Here is a 15,286-nt window from a genome sequence, read left to right as displayed (position 1 = left end):
AGCAGTCCAGTAGACCGCGCCAACGTCTCTGTGCCGGCAAGTGTGAAGGCTTCCAACAAAAAGAGGCGCGAGCAGTGGTGACGGTTCGCGTCATGCCAAGATTTTTGCCAGATCGACTACCAGAACCGACTACCGGGGATGCCCTTGAACGGTCCGGCGACGTGGGATGTTATCCAGCCGCCATAGAAGCCGCCGGGCTGTGGGGTGACCACTTCGCCATCGACCAGGCATTCGTCGAACGGCTGTGCGTAGAAGGCGATGAAGTCGGCCAGGATTGCGAAGGCAGGCGTCGGCGATGGATAAAGCCAGCCGACTTGGCGCAGCGTCTCGGACCCAAACACCAGATCGATATAGCTCGCCTGCCCTTTCCACTCGCAGATCGAACGATGCGGCGACGGCAGCAGCCGAGCGTTCACGCTGTCTGGCGGAATATAATAAGTCGGCGGATGGCTGGTTTCGATTACGCGGACAGAAGCCGTCGTGTCGGCAACTGTCTCGCCGCGATGGCGGATTACGATGCGTCGGTCACAGGGCTCCGCGATAGCCGGTCGCGGGAAGGTCCAGACGCTGTCCTGACCTGGCCGAGTTGGCTCCGGGACGATGCTCATTGGCTACCTGCGACGTTTCCGAAGTTCACCATGTAGGCCAAACCCTCGTCCATGGCGAGGCTGCTCCTAATCGGCGCATCAAGCGACGTCGCCCATGCAGCGGTCGGCGACGAGAGGTGCGCCGGGCAGATGGCCAGCTCTCAATCCGGCTTATAACGCGATCACTCGCCAAGGTAGGGATCGTTACCACTCCGTTTCTGAAATGCAGCGATGAGCGCGCGCTCCGGCCTTATGCTGTTTGAGCTGGCTCATATTTCATGGAGGATGGAGCGGCTGTCGGCTCGGCGTGACCCGCTCGGCCGTCAGTCAGACCATCCGCCGCCTGGAGGCGAGCCTGGGAGTTGCGCTCGTCCGGCGCACGACGCGCAGCGTCGGCCTGACCGAGGCCGGGGAGCGTCTCGTCGCCTCCGTCGCGCCGGCCCTCTCCGACATGCGTGCGGCGGTCGAGGTGGTCGGTAGCCTCGAGGGCCGTCCGCGCGGGCAGTTGCGGCTGGCCGTCACCTCCATCGCGGAACGGTTCCTCTCCGGCTCGTTCCTTGGTGGGTTCACGGCCGGCAATCCCGATATCCAGCTCGACGTCACGGTCACCGACGAAGAGTTCGACATCGTCGCCGAGGGCTATGACGCGGGTGTCCGGCTCGGCGAGGTGATCGAGCAGGACATGATCGCGGTGCCGGTTTCGGGCGAGCAGCGCCAGACCGCGGTCTGCGCGCCGTCCTATCTGGAACGCTTTGGCGCGCCGCAGCATCCGCGCGAGCTTGTGGCGCATAGCTGCATCGGCTGGCGACCTGCGCCGAAGTCCGCGCCCTATCGCTGGGAGTTCGGGGAAGGCGGCCGGGAGTTCGACATCGCGGTCGCGCCCGAAGTTACAACCAACGACATGGCCCTGATGATCAAGCTCGCCATCGCCGGCGCCGGCATCAGATTCGGCATGGAGGAGACGTTCGCGCCGGCGGTCGAGAGCGGCGAACTCGTGCCGATCCTGACCGACTACTTTCCTCCTTTTTCGGGCTTCTATCTGTACTACCCGAACCGGCGCAACCTTGCGCCCAAGCTGCGCGCGCTCGTCGAGCATGTGCAGCACATGAAGCTGTCGCGATAGGTGCGAAGCTCACGATACAGGCCGGACCATCGTCATCCGCGGCAACCTCCGGCCCTCGGGCGCAGGCATAGGTTTGCGCCTCTACAGTCCCGGCAGCGTGAGAACCAGAGGCCCGTGTCGCGTGGCGACAACCGTGTGCTCATACTGAACGGTGGGGGCACTGGGCCGACTGTAGAGGGTCCAGGGGTCGTCGCCGTCCTCGGCAAAGTCGGCACCAAGGGACAGAAAGGGCTCGACGGTGAAGACCAGACCTTCGCTCATGATCCGACGCTCGGAGGCATCGGGCCAAGTCGCGATTTCCTTCGGATCCTCGTGCAGGGACAAGCCCACGCCGTGGCTGGCGAGGTTGCGCACGAGCGTATAGCCATTCCTTCGCGCGAAAGCGCCCACAGCGCGTCCGATGTCGGCCAGCGGCTTATTGGCGCCCACTTGGCGCAATCCCATCCACATCGCCCGGCGTCCATCCCGGCACAGCCGCTCAACCGCCCTTGTAGCGGGCGGCACGGCAAACGACGCTCCGGTATCGGCGAAGAAGCCATCCTTGTCGGCCGAAACGTCGATGTTTACCAGATCACCCCGGCTGATCCTGCGAGTACCTGGGATGCCATGCGCGATCTCCTCGTTCACGCTGATGCAGGTCGCTCCGGGAAAGCCGTAGACCAACTCTGGAGCCGGGCGGGCTCCGGTTGTTTCCATGAATGACCGCCCGATCTGATCGAGTTCGCGTGTGGTCATGCCGGGCTCGATTGCCCTCCCCATGAACGCGAGCGTATCGGCAACGATGCGCCCGATCTGCTTCAACCCTTTGAGGTCCTCATCACTCGATACCGTCATCGCGTTCCTTGTCGTCAGGGCTTTTGGGTCTGGAGCCCCGTCCAGCGGGCGGCGAAGGCCCACATGTCGGCGGCCTCGGCGATAATCTTGTCCAGCGGCTTGCCGGCGCCGTGGCCAGCGCGGGTCTCGACACGTAGCAGGCGCGGCTTGGTGCCAATGCCGGCAGCTTGGATTGCGGCGGTGTATTTGAAGCTGTGCGCGGGCACGACGCGGTCGTCGGAATCGGCGGTCGTGACGAGGATAGCAGGGTAGGATTTCCCCGCATCGACGTTGTGGTAGGGCGACAACGCCATGAGGTTGTCGAACGCCGCCTCCTCGCGCGGGTCGCCGAAATCATAGGTCCAGAAGCCGCCGCCGGTGAAGTGGTGAAAGCGCAGCAGATCCATGACCCCAACGCCCGGCAGGGCAGCGGCGAACAGGTCGGGCCTCTGGTTCGTCACCGCGCCGACGAGCAGCCCGCCATTGGATTCGCCCTGGATCGCGATGCCGTCCGGCTTGGCGATGCCTGCGTCGCGCAAAAACTCCGCGGCTGCGATGAAGTCGTGATAGGAGTTCTGCTTGTTCGACAGGCGGCCGGCTTCGTGCCAGGCGCGGCCGTATTCGCCGCCGCCGCGGATATTGGCGATCGCCAGCGTGCCGCCCTGCGTGACCCAGGCCAGCTTCGCTGGATCGTAATAGGGCGTCATGCTGATGCCAAAGCCTCCATAGCCGTAGAGCAGCGTCGGGGCCGGCGCCTGCACGCCCTTGCGACGGATGACGAACATCGGGATCGAGGCGCGATCCTTCGAAGCATAAAAGCGCTGTTCGACCACGATCTCGCTGAGGTCGAAGCCGAGCCTGGGCTGGGCCCATACAGTCTGGGTCCCGGCCTCCACCTCGTAGCGATAGACCGTCAGGGGCGCGTTGAAGCTGGTAAAGGCGATGAACGCCTCATCGTCGGCAAACGTGCCGCGGATGCCGGCGCTGCCGATGCCGGGAAGTTCGATCTTGCCCTCCGGCGTCCCGTCGAGCGCATGACGGCGAAGTTCGGTGCTGGCGTCGACCAGATAGCTTGTCACGAGACGGCCGCCGACGAGCCAGGCATACTGAAGGACCGCCTCGTTCTCGTCGACAAGATCGAGCGGCTTCGGATCGGTCTGCGCGAGATCGATCGTGACGATCCTGCGGCGCGGCGCGTCCAGGCTCGTTAAGACGAACAGGGTTTGCCCGTCATTGCCGATGGCTGTCCATTCGGCGGCGAAATCCGCCCCGGCTACGGTTCGGACCGCCCACTCTGCCGCCGTCAGATCGACCGCGCTCAGCATCGTCATCGAGGAGCCGGGTGTCGACACGATGACGAGGTAGCGCCCGTCCTCGGTTACGCTGGCGATGTGCAGCAGATCGGGACGGTCCGGTGTGGCATGGACGATCCTGTCCTCGGCTTGGCAGGTGCCCAGCCGATGGAAATACACCGCATGATTGGCGACGGCGGCCTGCGAGGCCGTTCCCGGTTCAGGCTCAGGATAGCGCGAATAGAAGAAGCCCGTCCCGTCCTTGGCCCAGGAGACGGCGCCGAAGCGAGCCCATTCGACGAGGTCGTCGAGGGTCTTGCCCGTGGCGACGTCGAGCACCCTGATCTCGCGCCAGTCGGCGCCGCCGCGCTGAACGCCGTAGACGACATGCGAGCCGTCATACGACGCGTTCCATTCGGCCATCGCATCGGCACCATCCTGCGACCAGCCGTTCGGGTCGAGCAGAAGCCGGTCAGGCCCCTCGACCCCCACCCTCACATGGAGCGACGCCTGCTGCTGCAGTCCTTGCCGCAGCGTGTGGAAGTAGCGATCGCCACGCTTCTGGGGGACGCTGGACTGCTCGAAGTCGAACAGCTCTTTGATCTGGAGGCGGAACATGCCTTGCGCGGGCAGGCTATCGAGATAGCCCCGCGCCAGGGCATCCTGCTCCTTGACCCATCCGGCGACCTCGCCGTCGCGGCGCACATCGTTCTCCAGCCAGCGGTACGGGTCCGCAACCTTGTGCCCGAACTGGCTCTCGGTCACATCAACGCGACGCGTGTGCGGATAGTCCATAGGGGTCGGTGCCCGGTCGATGTTCATCTGCAATAGCCTCTCTTGATCCTGCCGGGCATCTGCTGCGGCAGGCCCGCATGTCATTTAGTGACAGATAATATGGCTTGATATGTCTTCAATAGGGCGGCTTGAATGATGTGTGTTTGCGATCAGATAACAGGACCATGAGCAGGAGCCTCACCCGAGAGAACACCCGCCTGGAGCTGTCCAGACACGCGGCCCGGCTGTTCCTGGAACGCGGAGTAGCCAACGCCAGCGGCGATGAGATCGCCGCTGCGGCCGGCATCGCGACGCGTACGCTCTGGCGGCATTTCCGATCCAAGGAGAGCGCCGTCGAGCCGCTGTTCGCGCAGTCGTCGCTTAGATTCGCCGCCATCCTGCGGCGATGGCCCCGGGAGATCTCGATCGAGGATCTGTTCGCCGCGCATCTTGGGCCCGACAGGCAGGCGGATGAAGACACCGCCGACGACATCCTCGTGGTCAGGCTCCTTGCCAAGTTACCGGAGGAACCGGCTCTGCGAAGCGCCTGGCTGATGTCCTGTCAGATCAGCGAAGAGCACCTGATCAAGATCATCGCCGAGCGCCTCGATCGTCCCCGGGGTGAGTTCGAGGTACGCCTGTGCGCAGCGACCGTGACGGCCGCGATCAGGATCGTCGACGAGACCGTCAGCCTGGCGGCGGTCAAGCATGGGCTGAAGACGACGACCGCGAAGGTGAACGCACATCTGGCTCAGGCCATCCGCCAAGCCAGCACCCTGCCCTTCTGCGACCCGGTCACGCCACGGATTTGGCCGGACGACCAGGGCGGGCGAGAGTGAGCCGGCCGGCGCATCGACGATCCCAGGCGCTGGGGAACGCCCGGGCCCCTGTGCTGAAGCCAACCAGCACACTGCGCCTTGTCTGCGCGTCATACGCGCAGTCCGTGATGCTTCATTCGGTCGATGACTTATCGGGGATCCGGGCGATCACCTTTATCTCGAAGTCGAACCCCGAGAGCCAGGTCACGCCGACGGCCGTCCAGGTCGGATAGGGCGGCTCACCGATTTCCTCGGCTCGAATGGCGAGCATCCTCTCGAACTGCGTCTGCGGATCCGTGTGGAAGGTGATGACGTCGATCACGTCGTCGAAAGTCGCTCCTGCGGCGGCCAGCACATCGCGCAGATTTGCGAAGGCGCGCCGAACCTGATCCTCGTAAACGGGTTCGGGCGTTCCGTCCTCGCGGCTGCCCACTTGCCCGGAGACAAAGAGCAGATCGCCCGAGCGGATCGCGGCAGAATACTGATGGACATCGTAGAGCGCGTGCCGGCCCGCGGGGAAAATGGCGTCGCGTTTGGTCATGGCGGTTCCTTTCACGAACAGGGAGCAGGCGGCTGATCCGCAAGCTTCGCTCTCGCCGACATGAGATAGCGGGTGATGATTGATCCGATTAGCCGTTGAATTCGGCACGAGCTGGTGCAAAATCACCAGCAATGATCCGCCCCTCGCTCCACGATCTGAACGCTTTTGTGACCGTCGCGACCCGTCGCAGTTTTCGGCGTGCGGCAGACGATCTCGGCACCGCCCCATCCACCTTGAGCCATGCGATGCGCGCGCTGGAGGAACGCCTGGGCGTGCGCCTGCTTAACCGCACGACGCGCAGCGTCGCGCCGACGGAAGCCGGTTTCGAACTGCTCGGTCGTCTTCAGCCGGTTATTGCGGGTCTGGACGAGGCGCTCGACGCCGTACAGTCTTTCAGCGGCAACATTAGCGGAACCGTCAGGATCAACGCGCCGCGGCTGGCGGCGACGCTCCTTGTCCGCGACACCCTGCCGGCGATGTCCGAGCGCTATCCTGATGTGGTCGTCGACCTGGTCGTTGAAGGCAAGCTGATCGACATCGTGGCGGCAGGGTTCGATGCCGGCGTGCGCTTGGTCGATTCCATTCCCAAGGACATGATCGCCCTGCCCTTCGCCAGCGCGGTCAGCTTCATCTGCGTCGCGTCGCCTGCCTATCTCGAGTGCTTCGGCGAGCCGGCCACGCCCGATGACCTGAAACGACATCGCTGCATCGGTCATCGCCTACCCAGCGGCAAGCTCTACCGCTGGGAGTTCGAGCGGGCCGGACAAACACTGACGCTTGACCTGAACAGCTCCCTTATCCTCGACGACGAGGAATTGATGGTTGATGCCTCAATCAACGGGCTTGGCATCGCCTATGTCGCAAGTCCGGCAGCGGACCCAGCCCTGCAGGATGGCCGACTGCGCCGAATTCTATTGGCCTGGACGCCGGCCTCCGAGAAAATCGGGATCTATTACGCCGGACATCGGGCTGTTCCGCCGCCGCTGCGTGCCTTTCTCGATGTCGTGAAGGCGAGGCGATTAGAATAGTGCGGCTTCCGATCGAGCGCAGCGATCTCGCAGCAAATCCGTGTAGTGGAAACTCCACGGGGCCAATCCAAAGGGTGCGAGCGGTCCGCTTTCCCCACCATAGCGAGACGGCCGGGGTCGCTCCCTCCAGGAACATCCGTCTGCTCCTGACCGTTCAAGTCGCAGATCAAGCGCCGCATTGGCTAGAAAACGCAACCTAGGAGACTTCAATGAAACTGAGAAAACTCACTTTCGGCGAGGCGGAGATGGAAGCCACACCCGGCGAGAGGGGCGAGATCTTCGCAGGTAACCTCGTCGATGAACGTCATGGCGGGCCGGTCACGGTCGGCTACGGCCGTTGGGGCGCAAATTCCATTCTTGAGCAGGTCATGGCGGTCGACGATATCATGATCGTGCTAACGGGGCGGCTGTCGGTTTCGAGTGCTTCTGATACTTTTGAGATTGGCCCGGGCGAGATGGCCTATATGCCCAAAGGCGAGCGGGTAACGATCCGTGCCTACGAACAGGAGGCAGTCACGGCGTATGTCACGTTTCCACACTGGCGCGAGGCGGAAGCTTAGATCTGAGTCCCTGAACGGGATGGCTTGGCGACGACCGATGAGCTGAGGCGTTTCGATACCCGGCTGATCTGGATGCCTCGTTTGGCGTATTTTTCAACTCTATGATTTCCGCAACATGACCATCTTCTCCTGCGTCATGTCGCGCATGGTGAAGGGGATGCCGCCGGTGCCGTATCCCGACTCCCGCCGTCCGGCGAAGGGCATCCAGTCCGTCCGAAAGGTCGTCGGATCGTTGATCATCACGGCGGAGGCATCGAGCCGGTTGGCGGCGCGCATGGCGATGCCGATGTCCTGCGCGAAGATGCTGGCCTGGAAGGCGACCGGCAGCGCGTTCGCCTGCGCGATGGCGTCATCGAGCTTCGCATAGGGGTAGACGCAGACCACGGGCCCGAAGATCTCGAGCTGCGACACCTTGGCGTCGGCGGGGGGCGCCAGGAGCACCGTCGGCTCCAGCGTCGTCTCCGACAGGCGCCCGCCGCCGGTCGCCAAATCCGCGCCCGCCTGCACGGCCTCATCGACCCATGATGCGATGCGGTCGGCCTCCTTCGGCAGGATCAGCGGGCCGACCTCGGTGTCCTTCAGGACGGGGTCGCCGACCCGCAGCGCCTTCACCCCCGCGACCAGACGCTGGGTGAACGCATCGGCGATGTCCTGATGGACATAGATGCGCTGCGTCGACACGCAGACCTGGCCGGCATGATAATAGCCGCCCTTGACGATGGGGCCGATGATGGCGTCGAGATCGGCGCTGCGATCGACGATCGCGGGCGCGGCTCCGCCATGTTCGAGCGCCGAGCGCGCGCCATGCGCCAGTTTTGAATGCAGCGACCAGCCGACCTTGGCCGAGCCGATGAAGCTCAGGAAGGCAATGCGCGCATCGGTGGCCAGCTTCTCGGCAAGTTCGGTCGTCTCGGGAATGAAACTCTGGCACCAGTCTTCCGGCAGCCCCGCCTCATGCACGAGCGCCACGAAATCGAGGCAGGAGAGCGGGGTCGTGCCGGCCGGCTTGACGATAACGGGACAGCCGACCGCGATCGCGGGCGCGACCTGATGCACGATCAGGTTCAACGGATGGTTGAAGGCCGAGATCGCCGCGACGATGCCGATCGGTTCCCTGGTGGTGAAGGCCCAGCGGTCGGTGGCGGCCGGGGACAGCCCCATCGGGATCTCGCGGCCGGCAAGGTTACGCAATTCGTCGGCGGCGTTGTGGATGCCGTCGATCGCGCGCGTCACCTCGACGATGGCGTCGGGCAGCGGCTTGCCGCCCTCGCGCGCGATCTGCAGGGCGAGATGGTCGCGCTTGCCCTCCACCAGGCCGGCGAGCCGGCGCAGGATCGCCATGCGCTGATGTGGCTTGAGCCAGCCGTCGCGGTCGCGGAAAACCCGCTGCGCGGCTGCGAGCTTGGCTTCGAGAGCGGCCGCGTCATCGGTCGCGATCTCGGCGATCGGGGCGCGGTCGAAGGCCTGGACGACCTGCAGCATCGGATATCTCCTCAGGCGAGCTGGATGTCGGGGGTGCGGTTGCGCAGCTCCTCGACGAGCACGCGGGTATTCTCCGAATAATCGATGGGAATCTCGACGAGATGGACGCCGCCTCCCGCGAAGGCCGCCTCCAGCGTGGGGACAAGCTCGTCGGCAGCCGTCACGCGCGAGCCTTTGGCGCCATAGGACTGCGCGTAACGGACGAAATCCGGGTTGCCGAAGGTCATGCCGAAATCGGGAAAGTTGTCGACCGACTGCTTCCAGCGGATCATGCCATAGGCGTTGTCGTTGAGGATGACGACGACGAGATTGAGGCCGAGCCGCACCGCGGTCTCCATCTCCTGCGAGTTCATCATGAACCCGCCATCGCCGCACACGGCCATGACGCGGCGCTCAGGATGGAGCATCGCTGCCATCATCGCCGAGGGGAGGCCTGCGCCCATCGTCGCCAACGCGTTGTCGAGCAGCAGCGTGTTGGCGACATGGGTCCGGTAGTTCCGGGCGAACCAGATCTTGTACATGCCGTTGTCGAGGCAGACGATGCCGTCCTCCGGCATGACGGCACGGACATCGTGGACGATGCGCTGCGGCGTGATCGGGAAGCGGTCCTCCTCCGCGCGCTCGTTGATCTTGGCAAGAACCGCCTGGCGTAGGTCCAGCATCGAGGCATCGGGCTCGATCTTGCCTGCGAGCCTGTCGGAAAGCCCCGTCACGGTCGCGCCGATATCGCCGATCACCTCGGCATCGGGGTGATAGACCTGTTCGACGCTGGCCGACTGGTAGCCGATATGGATGACGTTGCAGCCGCCGGCGTTCGTCATCAGGAAAGGCGGTTTCTCGATCGTGTCGTGGCCGATGGCAATGATCAGGTCGGCATGCGCCACGGCCTGGTGGACGTAGTCGCGCTCGGACAGGGCGGCGGTGCCCATATAGAGGTTCGAACCGCCGGTGACGGCGCCCTTGCCCATCTGCGTGTTGAAGAAGGGCAGCCGCGTGCGCCGCACGAAGGACGAGAGTTCCTCGACCAGCCGGGGCCGGTTCCCGGCGGCGCCGACCATCACCAACGGGCGTTTAGCGGCCAGGATCATCTGCGCAGCCCGGTCGAGCACCGAGGCCGGGGCGACCGGCCGCTCCAGCGCATGGACAGGGATGACGAAGGCGTCATCCACCTCTTCGGCCGCCACATCCTCGGGCAGTTCGAGATGGACCGGACCCGGCCGCTCCTCCATCGCGACGCGGAAGGCGTCGCGGACCATGGCCGGGATGCTGGCGCCGCTGACGATCTGGCGCGTCATCTTGGTCAGCGGCTTCATCGAGGCGACGACATCGACGATCTGGAAGCGCGCCTGCTTGGCGGTCATGATCGCCTTCTGCCCGGTGATCATGATCATCGGCATGGCGCCAAGATGCGCATAGGCAGCCCCCGTCGAGAAGTTGAGCGCTCCCGGCCCCAACGTCGCGATGCAGACCCCGGGCCTGCCCGTCAGCCGGCCATGGGTCGCCGCCATGAAAGCGGCTGCCTGCTCGTGCCGGGTCAGGATCAGCTTGATGCTCGACGTGCGAAGCGATTCCAGCACGTCGAGATTCTCCTCGCCGGGAACGCCGAAAATGCGATCGACGCCTTCATTCTCCAGCGCCTTTACGAGGAGGTCGGAACCCTTGAACATCGCGCAGCATCCTTTCGATCAAACGACAAGGTAGTGACACACCCGGGAGATTTCAGCGTCGGGGGCCATGGCAACTTCGCGGCTGTCACCGCCTGCGGCGGTGTCGAGCGAACGAAGATGGCGAACGCCGAGCCATAAGAGATAGATGGCCCCGCAAGACGAAAGGCAGTGAAGAGCACAGCGTTGGCCGCAAGCAGCGCGCCGACGCCGACCGCCGACAGCGACGCCAGAATGATGATGGCCGCAAGATCGCCGCTCAACGCCACGATGGCACGCCGCGGACCGTAAGTGATCGCGTTATTGACCGGGAAGACCGTCGACGGGCCAGGCGTCGCGACCTGGGCAGTGCTGATCAGCACAAATGTCGCAAAGTCGTGAGGCTTATCCTGCGCACCAGACATCAGAGAATGATAGAGGCGTCACGACCGCTCGTCGGTCGGGACGTGCACGACGACTGGCTCGCCGGCGAACATCGGTTCGAGCGCCGCGATGAAGCGCGCATGCGCGTCACTCGGTTCGAAGGCCAGGGTGTGAGCGGCCAGATCCCGCCACTCGACCTGGAGCAGGTAAAGCTCAGCATCGTCGAGACTGGGAACGAGGCGGTGCCGCACGTAGCCGTCGGCACCCATAAGCAGTGAAGCGACGCGGGCGAAGGCGGCCTCAAAAGCGGGGCCGGCGCCCCGTTCCAGGCGCAGGAGCGCGAGTTCGGTCACCATTGGATTTCTCCCAAATAAGTGGAGGACGGACGACCGAGGTAGAGGGTACCGCCGGTCTTCCGTCCGAAGCGTCAAGCCCCTGGTATGATGGGGGGTAACGCAAGCGACTGGCCCGTCACGTCGATCGCGACCTTGCCGCGCAAGCCCCGTGCGGTGCCGTTCTCCAACAGATCGTGGGCCTCGCTCATTCGTGCGAGCGGTAAAGTCGCGCCGATCACGGGCTTCACAAGACCGCGCTCGACAAGCTTCGTAAGGGCATCGAGCTTGCCCCGGTTTTGGCGAGTGAACACAAAGTGATAGGCGGCGTTCTTGCCCCACGCCTCGACGAGGTTCTGTGGTTTCGCGATGTCGACGATACTGACTACGCGCCCAAACGCCGCCAGCGCCAGCGGGCTTCTCGTGAGCGCATCGCCGCCAATCGTGTCGAAGACGACGTTGACGCCCTGTCCGCCGGTTAAGCGCGCGACCCCCTCCACATAATCTTCGACAGTGAAGTCGATGGCGTCATCGGCACCAAGCGAGCGCACGAAATCGTGGTGGCTAGCGCGCGCCGTCGTGATCACCCGGGCGCCAATTGCCTTAGCGACCTGAATCGCGATCGTACCCACGCCCCCTGCCCCGCCATGGATGAGGATTGTCTCGCCCACGCTTAACTGCGCGCGCTGAACGAACGCCTCCCAGACCGTGCCGCCAACGAGCGTCAGGCTCGCAGCCTCGAGGTGGGTTAGATTTCGGGGCTTGCGGCCTACGAGCTCGACGTCGGCGACGTGCTGCTCGGCATAGGAGCCCGCACCGCCGAAGATCTTCGGCGTGTAGTACACCTCATCGCCGACCGCGAACTCGTGAACATTCGACCCGATCTCCTCGACGACGCCCGAGATGTCGTGGCCGATGATGGCGGGCAGCGGGACGTAGTCGACATAGTCGCCGCGGCGGATCTGGTAGTCGAGCGGGTTGACCGCTGTGGCGTGGACCCGCACTCGAACCTGGCGCGGGCCGACCGGCGGCACCGGCACCTCACGCAACTCGAACGCGTCCGGTCCCCCAAAGCGAGTGAGAACGACGGCCTTCATGGTCTTGGTCATGTGAACTCTCCTTATGCAGGAAGGTCGGCAAACAGGCTCAGCGGCTCGCCAAGACCTCGACGGAGCCGGCGCCGGTCGGGCGGCAGACCCGGACCTCACGGCTGACCGGCGTCGGCGGAAACTTGCCCGGCGGGCCGTTGTGGCGTAGCTCGCGGCGCATTTCGATCCGGCAGCCCTCGACCGACGTGACTTCGGTGGGACCGGACACAGATGTGCAAGCGGCGAGAGGCAGGGCGATTGCGAGGAGCGAAACGCGCACCGTCGCACCGCCGGCAATGAAACCGGTTTTCATTCGAGATATCCTTTCCAGATAAGATCAGCCGATCGGCGGAAGGCCCGCGATGTCGATCACGATTTTGCCCAAGGCCCGTCCGGCCTCGGCCTTCTGGTGTGCGCGGGGCAGATCTGCGAGCGCGAAGTGCTCGGGTTCGATGAGCGGCCGGAGCTTGCCGGCCTCCGCCAGCGCCGCTGCCGCGCGCAGCAGGCGGCCATGCGCCTCGCGGCCGATGTCGTGGAGCATCGGGATCAGCATGAACACGACGTGGAGGCTCAGGCCCTTGGCATGCATGAGCACCAGGTCCGCCTCGTACTGCGAGACGATCGTCACCACGTGGCCGTTCAGGCGAGCCGCGGCGAAGGAGGCCGCGATGTCGTTGCCACCCGTGGCGTCGAACACGACGTCGAAGCCGCGGCCGCGGGTCAGCCGCGCGACGTAATCGGAGACACCCTCCTCGCGATAGTTGATCACGTGATCGGCGCCGAGGCGGTCGGCGATCGCCGCCTTTTCGTCGGAGGAGACGGTGGCGGAGACGGTCGCGCCCCGTGCCTTGGCGAGCTGGATCGCGATATGCCCGACGCCCCCGGCGCCGCCATGGATGAGCACGCTCGTGCCCGCGCCGACGCTGGCGCGCTCGAGGCCTTCCCAGGCGGTGATGGTGACGAGCGGAAGCGCGGCGGCTTCGCGCAGCGTGAGATTCGAGGGCTTGTGCGCCAGAAGGCGCGCGTCAGCAGCGATTTGCTCGGCATATGACCCGCCGCTCACGCCCGCCACGCCGCCCGCGCAGCCATAGACCTCGTCACCGATTTTGAAGTCAGTGACACCAGCACCGAGTGCTACGATGGTTCCGGCGACATCGCAGCCTAGTACGGCCGGCAGCGCCGGTGCGATGGAGGGGCCATGACGCCTCAGCTTGTAGTCGACCGGGTTGACGCTTGTGGCCGCCAGCGCCACGACCACCTCGCCAGGCGCAGGCCTCGGCTCGGGCAGCGACGTGAGCCGGAAAACGTCAGTCTCGCCGAAGGCATCGATGATCTGGGCACGCATGACCATCTCCTGTTCGTATCGGCAGGCTCGCAGGGCCGCCGTGGTGTCACGCCATTTGAAATTTCGCGATTGCGCCCGGTAGTGGCCGGAAACTAGGATGAGCTTCAACGAAATCTTGAAAGTGGACCGTGAATCTCGACGATCTCAGGCTGTTCACACGTATCGCTCAGTTGGGGAGCATCAGCGCGGCGGCTCGTGACCTCAGCCTGACGCCAGCCAGCGCCAGCGCGCGGCTCGCGGCATTCGAGAGGCGATTGGGCGCGCGGCTACTCCATCGAACGACGCGACAGGCGACGTTGACGGTGGACGGTCTTGCGTTCTTGCCGCATGCCGAGCATGTCCTCGACGCGGCCCATGCCGCTCAGGCGGTGCTGGGGCGCGAGCAGGCCGCCCCGCGCGGCACGCTCCGGGTGGCGGCTCCGGCCTCGTTCGCGCGGATGCACATCGTACCGGGCCTACCGGACTTTTGCGTCCGCTACCCTGACCTCGCGCTCGATTTTCGCATCTCGGACAGCGTGGTCGACCTCGTCGAGGGCGCATTCGATGTGGCGGTCCGCTACACTGAACTCGGCGACTCCTCTTTCATCGCGCGGCGCCTCGCGCCGGATCGGCGCGTCCTAGTCGCGTCGCCCGAGTACCTCAAGCGCCGCGGACGGCCGAAGACGCCCGACGATCTTGCCGGGCACACCTGCCTGGTCGTCAGCACGCTTGATCTCTGGACCTTCCTGGATGCGGATCGAAAACCGATCGTACGAAAGGTTTCACCCGCGCTGCGCATCAATGACGGAGCAGCCGTGCGGGATGCAGCCTGCGCCGGGCTTGGCATCGCGTGGATGGCGACCTGGTGCGCTGCCGACGAGCTTCGCAGCGGCGCCCTTGTGCCAGCGCTTCCCGAATTTCCGCTCGTCTCCACCCAGACCCTATGGGCGCTCTATCCGAGTTCGCGAGAGCTCGCGCCGAAAGTGCGGGCGTTCATCGACTGGATGGTCGATCGAATAGGACCCGATCCGTACTGGGATCGCGAATTGGAAGCTCTTTTTGGTCAAGAGGGTGGCAGGTTGGGACGCACGAATTCCGACTAACTTAGGCCGGCAGCCCCCCTTGGCCAACTACGCAAAGAGCGGCACATTCAAGCGCCGGCCCATGACCTCGGCAGTATCTCAAACAGCGACGCCTTCTTTGGCAGCGTCGTCCAAGGTCGATCCTACAGGGGCCTCCGCCATCGGCTCCTCGCGATTAGTGCAGACGGGCCTTCGTCCGGATCCAACATCGGTATGTCGTCGGAATGGGAGACGCGGCCCGCGAACGAAGACGATTGAAGTACGCTCAACGCCAGGCAGCGCCCACTGCCGACGAACTCTGCCGGCGGCGACCTTCCTGTGGAACGACTGGAAGCCCGTCCCGCGTGCAATCGACGTAGGTAGGCTTAAGCCCGACATCGGCACGATGGGCCCCAGAGAGTCGGATCCCGACGGC

15 protein-coding genes and 1 pseudogene are annotated in these 15,286 nt (G+C 64.7%); 5 read left to right on the top strand and 11 right to left on the bottom strand.

All coding sequences use genetic code 11. From position 1 onward, the window contains the following. Positions 1-116 precede the first annotated feature (116 nt). A complete protein-coding gene (locus AXW83_RS06650; protein WP_066611719.1) occupies positions 117-608 on the bottom strand; it encodes a DUF427 domain-containing protein in 492 nt (163 codons plus the stop codon). A gap of 277 nt (positions 609-885) precedes the next feature. On the opposite strand from AXW83_RS06650, the pseudogene AXW83_RS06645 reads away from it, so the two are divergent. Then, a pseudogene (locus AXW83_RS06645) lies at positions 886-1,710 on the top strand (LysR substrate-binding domain-containing protein); the annotation flags it as partial. Positions 1,711-1,791: 81 nt separating this feature from the next. Here AXW83_RS06645 and map read toward each other — a convergent pair. Both map and AXW83_RS06635 read right to left on the bottom strand, forming a co-directional pair. Further along, the gene (gene map, locus AXW83_RS06640) at positions 1,792-2,544 is read right to left on the bottom strand and encodes a type I methionyl aminopeptidase (protein ID WP_066611715.1); all 753 of its coding nucleotides are present in this window, start codon (positions 2,542-2,544) and stop codon (positions 1,792-1,794) included. Positions 2,545-2,558: 14 nt separating this feature from the next. Beyond that, positions 2,559-4,637, bottom strand: coding sequence for a prolyl oligopeptidase family serine peptidase (locus tag AXW83_RS06635; RefSeq protein WP_236841842.1), 2,079 nt, complete (start codon positions 4,635-4,637; stop codon positions 2,559-2,561). A gap of 137 nt (positions 4,638-4,774) precedes the next feature. On the opposite strand from AXW83_RS06635, the gene AXW83_RS06630 reads away from it, so the two are divergent. Further along, the gene (locus AXW83_RS06630) at positions 4,775-5,428 is read left to right on the top strand and encodes a TetR/AcrR family transcriptional regulator (RefSeq protein WP_066611711.1); all 654 of its coding nucleotides are present in this window, start codon (positions 4,775-4,777) and stop codon (positions 5,426-5,428) included. Between the two features lie 112 nt (positions 5,429-5,540). On the opposite strand, the gene AXW83_RS06625 is transcribed toward AXW83_RS06630, so the two are convergent. Continuing rightward, positions 5,541-5,948, bottom strand: coding sequence for a RidA family protein (locus tag AXW83_RS06625; RefSeq protein WP_066611709.1), 408 nt, complete (start codon positions 5,946-5,948; stop codon positions 5,541-5,543). A gap of 131 nt (positions 5,949-6,079) precedes the next feature. Between AXW83_RS06625 and AXW83_RS06620 the strand changes: the two genes are divergently transcribed. Continuing rightward, entirely contained in the window at positions 6,080-6,976 is an 897-nt protein-coding gene (locus tag AXW83_RS06620) for a LysR family transcriptional regulator (RefSeq protein ID WP_066611707.1), read from the top strand. A 209-nt stretch (positions 6,977-7,185) separates the two neighbouring features. Further along, complete coding sequence (locus AXW83_RS06615) at positions 7,186-7,536, top strand: ethanolamine utilization protein (protein ID WP_066611706.1); 351 nt, start codon at positions 7,186-7,188, stop codon at positions 7,534-7,536. A gap of 99 nt (positions 7,537-7,635) precedes the next feature. On the opposite strand, the gene AXW83_RS06610 is transcribed toward AXW83_RS06615, so the two are convergent. From AXW83_RS06610 to AXW83_RS06580, 7 genes are all read right to left on the bottom strand, one after another. Then, complete coding sequence (locus AXW83_RS06610) at positions 7,636-9,018, bottom strand: aldehyde dehydrogenase family protein (RefSeq protein WP_066611705.1); 1,383 nt, start codon at positions 9,016-9,018, stop codon at positions 7,636-7,638. Between the two features lie 11 nt (positions 9,019-9,029). Further along, positions 9,030-10,685 (bottom strand): acetolactate synthase large subunit, encoded by a 1,656-nt coding sequence (locus tag AXW83_RS06605; RefSeq protein ID WP_066611704.1) that lies wholly within the window; start codon positions 10,683-10,685, stop codon positions 9,030-9,032. Next, positions 10,658-11,086 (bottom strand): LysE family translocator, encoded by a 429-nt coding sequence (locus AXW83_RS06600; protein WP_236841841.1) that lies wholly within the window; start codon positions 11,084-11,086, stop codon positions 10,658-10,660. Before AXW83_RS06600 ends, AXW83_RS06605 begins: the two co-directional genes overlap by 28 nt. Positions 11,087-11,104: 18 nt before the next feature. Continuing rightward, positions 11,105-11,401, bottom strand: coding sequence for an antibiotic biosynthesis monooxygenase family protein (locus AXW83_RS06595; RefSeq protein WP_066611697.1), 297 nt, complete (start codon positions 11,399-11,401; stop codon positions 11,105-11,107). A 71-nt stretch (positions 11,402-11,472) separates the two neighbouring features. Next, the gene (locus AXW83_RS06590; protein WP_066611695.1) at positions 11,473-12,486 is read right to left on the bottom strand and encodes a zinc-dependent alcohol dehydrogenase family protein; all 1,014 of its coding nucleotides are present in this window, start codon (positions 12,484-12,486) and stop codon (positions 11,473-11,475) included. A 37-nt stretch (positions 12,487-12,523) separates the two neighbouring features. Then, positions 12,524-12,778 (bottom strand): hypothetical protein, encoded by a 255-nt coding sequence (locus AXW83_RS06585; protein WP_066611693.1) that lies wholly within the window; start codon positions 12,776-12,778, stop codon positions 12,524-12,526. A 24-nt stretch (positions 12,779-12,802) separates the two neighbouring features. Further along, complete coding sequence (locus AXW83_RS06580) at positions 12,803-13,810, bottom strand: zinc-dependent alcohol dehydrogenase family protein (protein ID WP_066619991.1); 1,008 nt, start codon at positions 13,808-13,810, stop codon at positions 12,803-12,805. A gap of 128 nt (positions 13,811-13,938) precedes the next feature. On the opposite strand from AXW83_RS06580, the gene AXW83_RS06575 reads away from it, so the two are divergent. Further along, positions 13,939-14,892 (top strand): LysR family transcriptional regulator, encoded by a 954-nt coding sequence (locus AXW83_RS06575; protein WP_066611690.1) that lies wholly within the window; start codon positions 13,939-13,941, stop codon positions 14,890-14,892. Positions 14,893-15,286: the final 394 nt, after the last annotated feature.

This window comes from Bosea sp. PAMC 26642, assembly GCF_001562255.1.
GTDB lineage: Bacteria > Pseudomonadota > Alphaproteobacteria > Rhizobiales > Beijerinckiaceae > Allobosea.
This window is presented reverse-complemented; position numbering and strand designations above follow the sequence as displayed.

Bases quoted from the DNA above. Each gene is read 5' to 3' on its own strand.
- AXW83_RS06650 (WP_066611719.1), bottom strand. From the start codon at position 608: ATGAGCATCGTCCCGGAGCCAACTCGGCCAGGTCAGGACAGCGTCTGG.
- map (WP_066611715.1), bottom strand. From the start codon at position 2,544: ATGACGGTATCGAGTGATGAGGACCTCAAAGGGTTGAAGCAGATCGGG.
- AXW83_RS06635 (WP_236841842.1), bottom strand. From the start codon at position 4,637: ATGAACATCGACCGGGCACCGACCCCTATGGACTATCCGCACACGCGT.
- AXW83_RS06630 (WP_066611711.1), top strand. From the start codon at position 4,775: ATGAGCAGGAGCCTCACCCGAGAGAACACCCGCCTGGAGCTGTCCAGA.
- AXW83_RS06625 (WP_066611709.1), bottom strand. From the start codon at position 5,948: ATGACCAAACGCGACGCCATTTTCCCCGCGGGCCGGCACGCGCTCTAC.
- AXW83_RS06620 (WP_066611707.1), top strand. From the start codon at position 6,080: ATGATCCGCCCCTCGCTCCACGATCTGAACGCTTTTGTGACCGTCGCG.
- AXW83_RS06615 (WP_066611706.1), top strand. From the start codon at position 7,186: ATGAAACTGAGAAAACTCACTTTCGGCGAGGCGGAGATGGAAGCCACA.
- AXW83_RS06610 (WP_066611705.1), bottom strand. From the start codon at position 9,018: ATGCTGCAGGTCGTCCAGGCCTTCGACCGCGCCCCGATCGCCGAGATC.
- AXW83_RS06605 (WP_066611704.1), bottom strand. From the start codon at position 10,685: ATGTTCAAGGGTTCCGACCTCCTCGTAAAGGCGCTGGAGAATGAAGGC.
- AXW83_RS06600 (WP_236841841.1), bottom strand. From the start codon at position 11,086: ATGTCTGGTGCGCAGGATAAGCCTCACGACTTTGCGACATTTGTGCTG.
- AXW83_RS06595 (WP_066611697.1), bottom strand. From the start codon at position 11,401: ATGGTGACCGAACTCGCGCTCCTGCGCCTGGAACGGGGCGCCGGCCCC.
- AXW83_RS06590 (WP_066611695.1), bottom strand. From the start codon at position 12,486: ATGACCAAGACCATGAAGGCCGTCGTTCTCACTCGCTTTGGGGGACCG.
- AXW83_RS06585 (WP_066611693.1), bottom strand. From the start codon at position 12,778: ATGAAAACCGGTTTCATTGCCGGCGGTGCGACGGTGCGCGTTTCGCTC.
- AXW83_RS06580 (WP_066619991.1), bottom strand. From the start codon at position 13,810: ATGCGTGCCCAGATCATCGATGCCTTCGGCGAGACTGACGTTTTCCGG.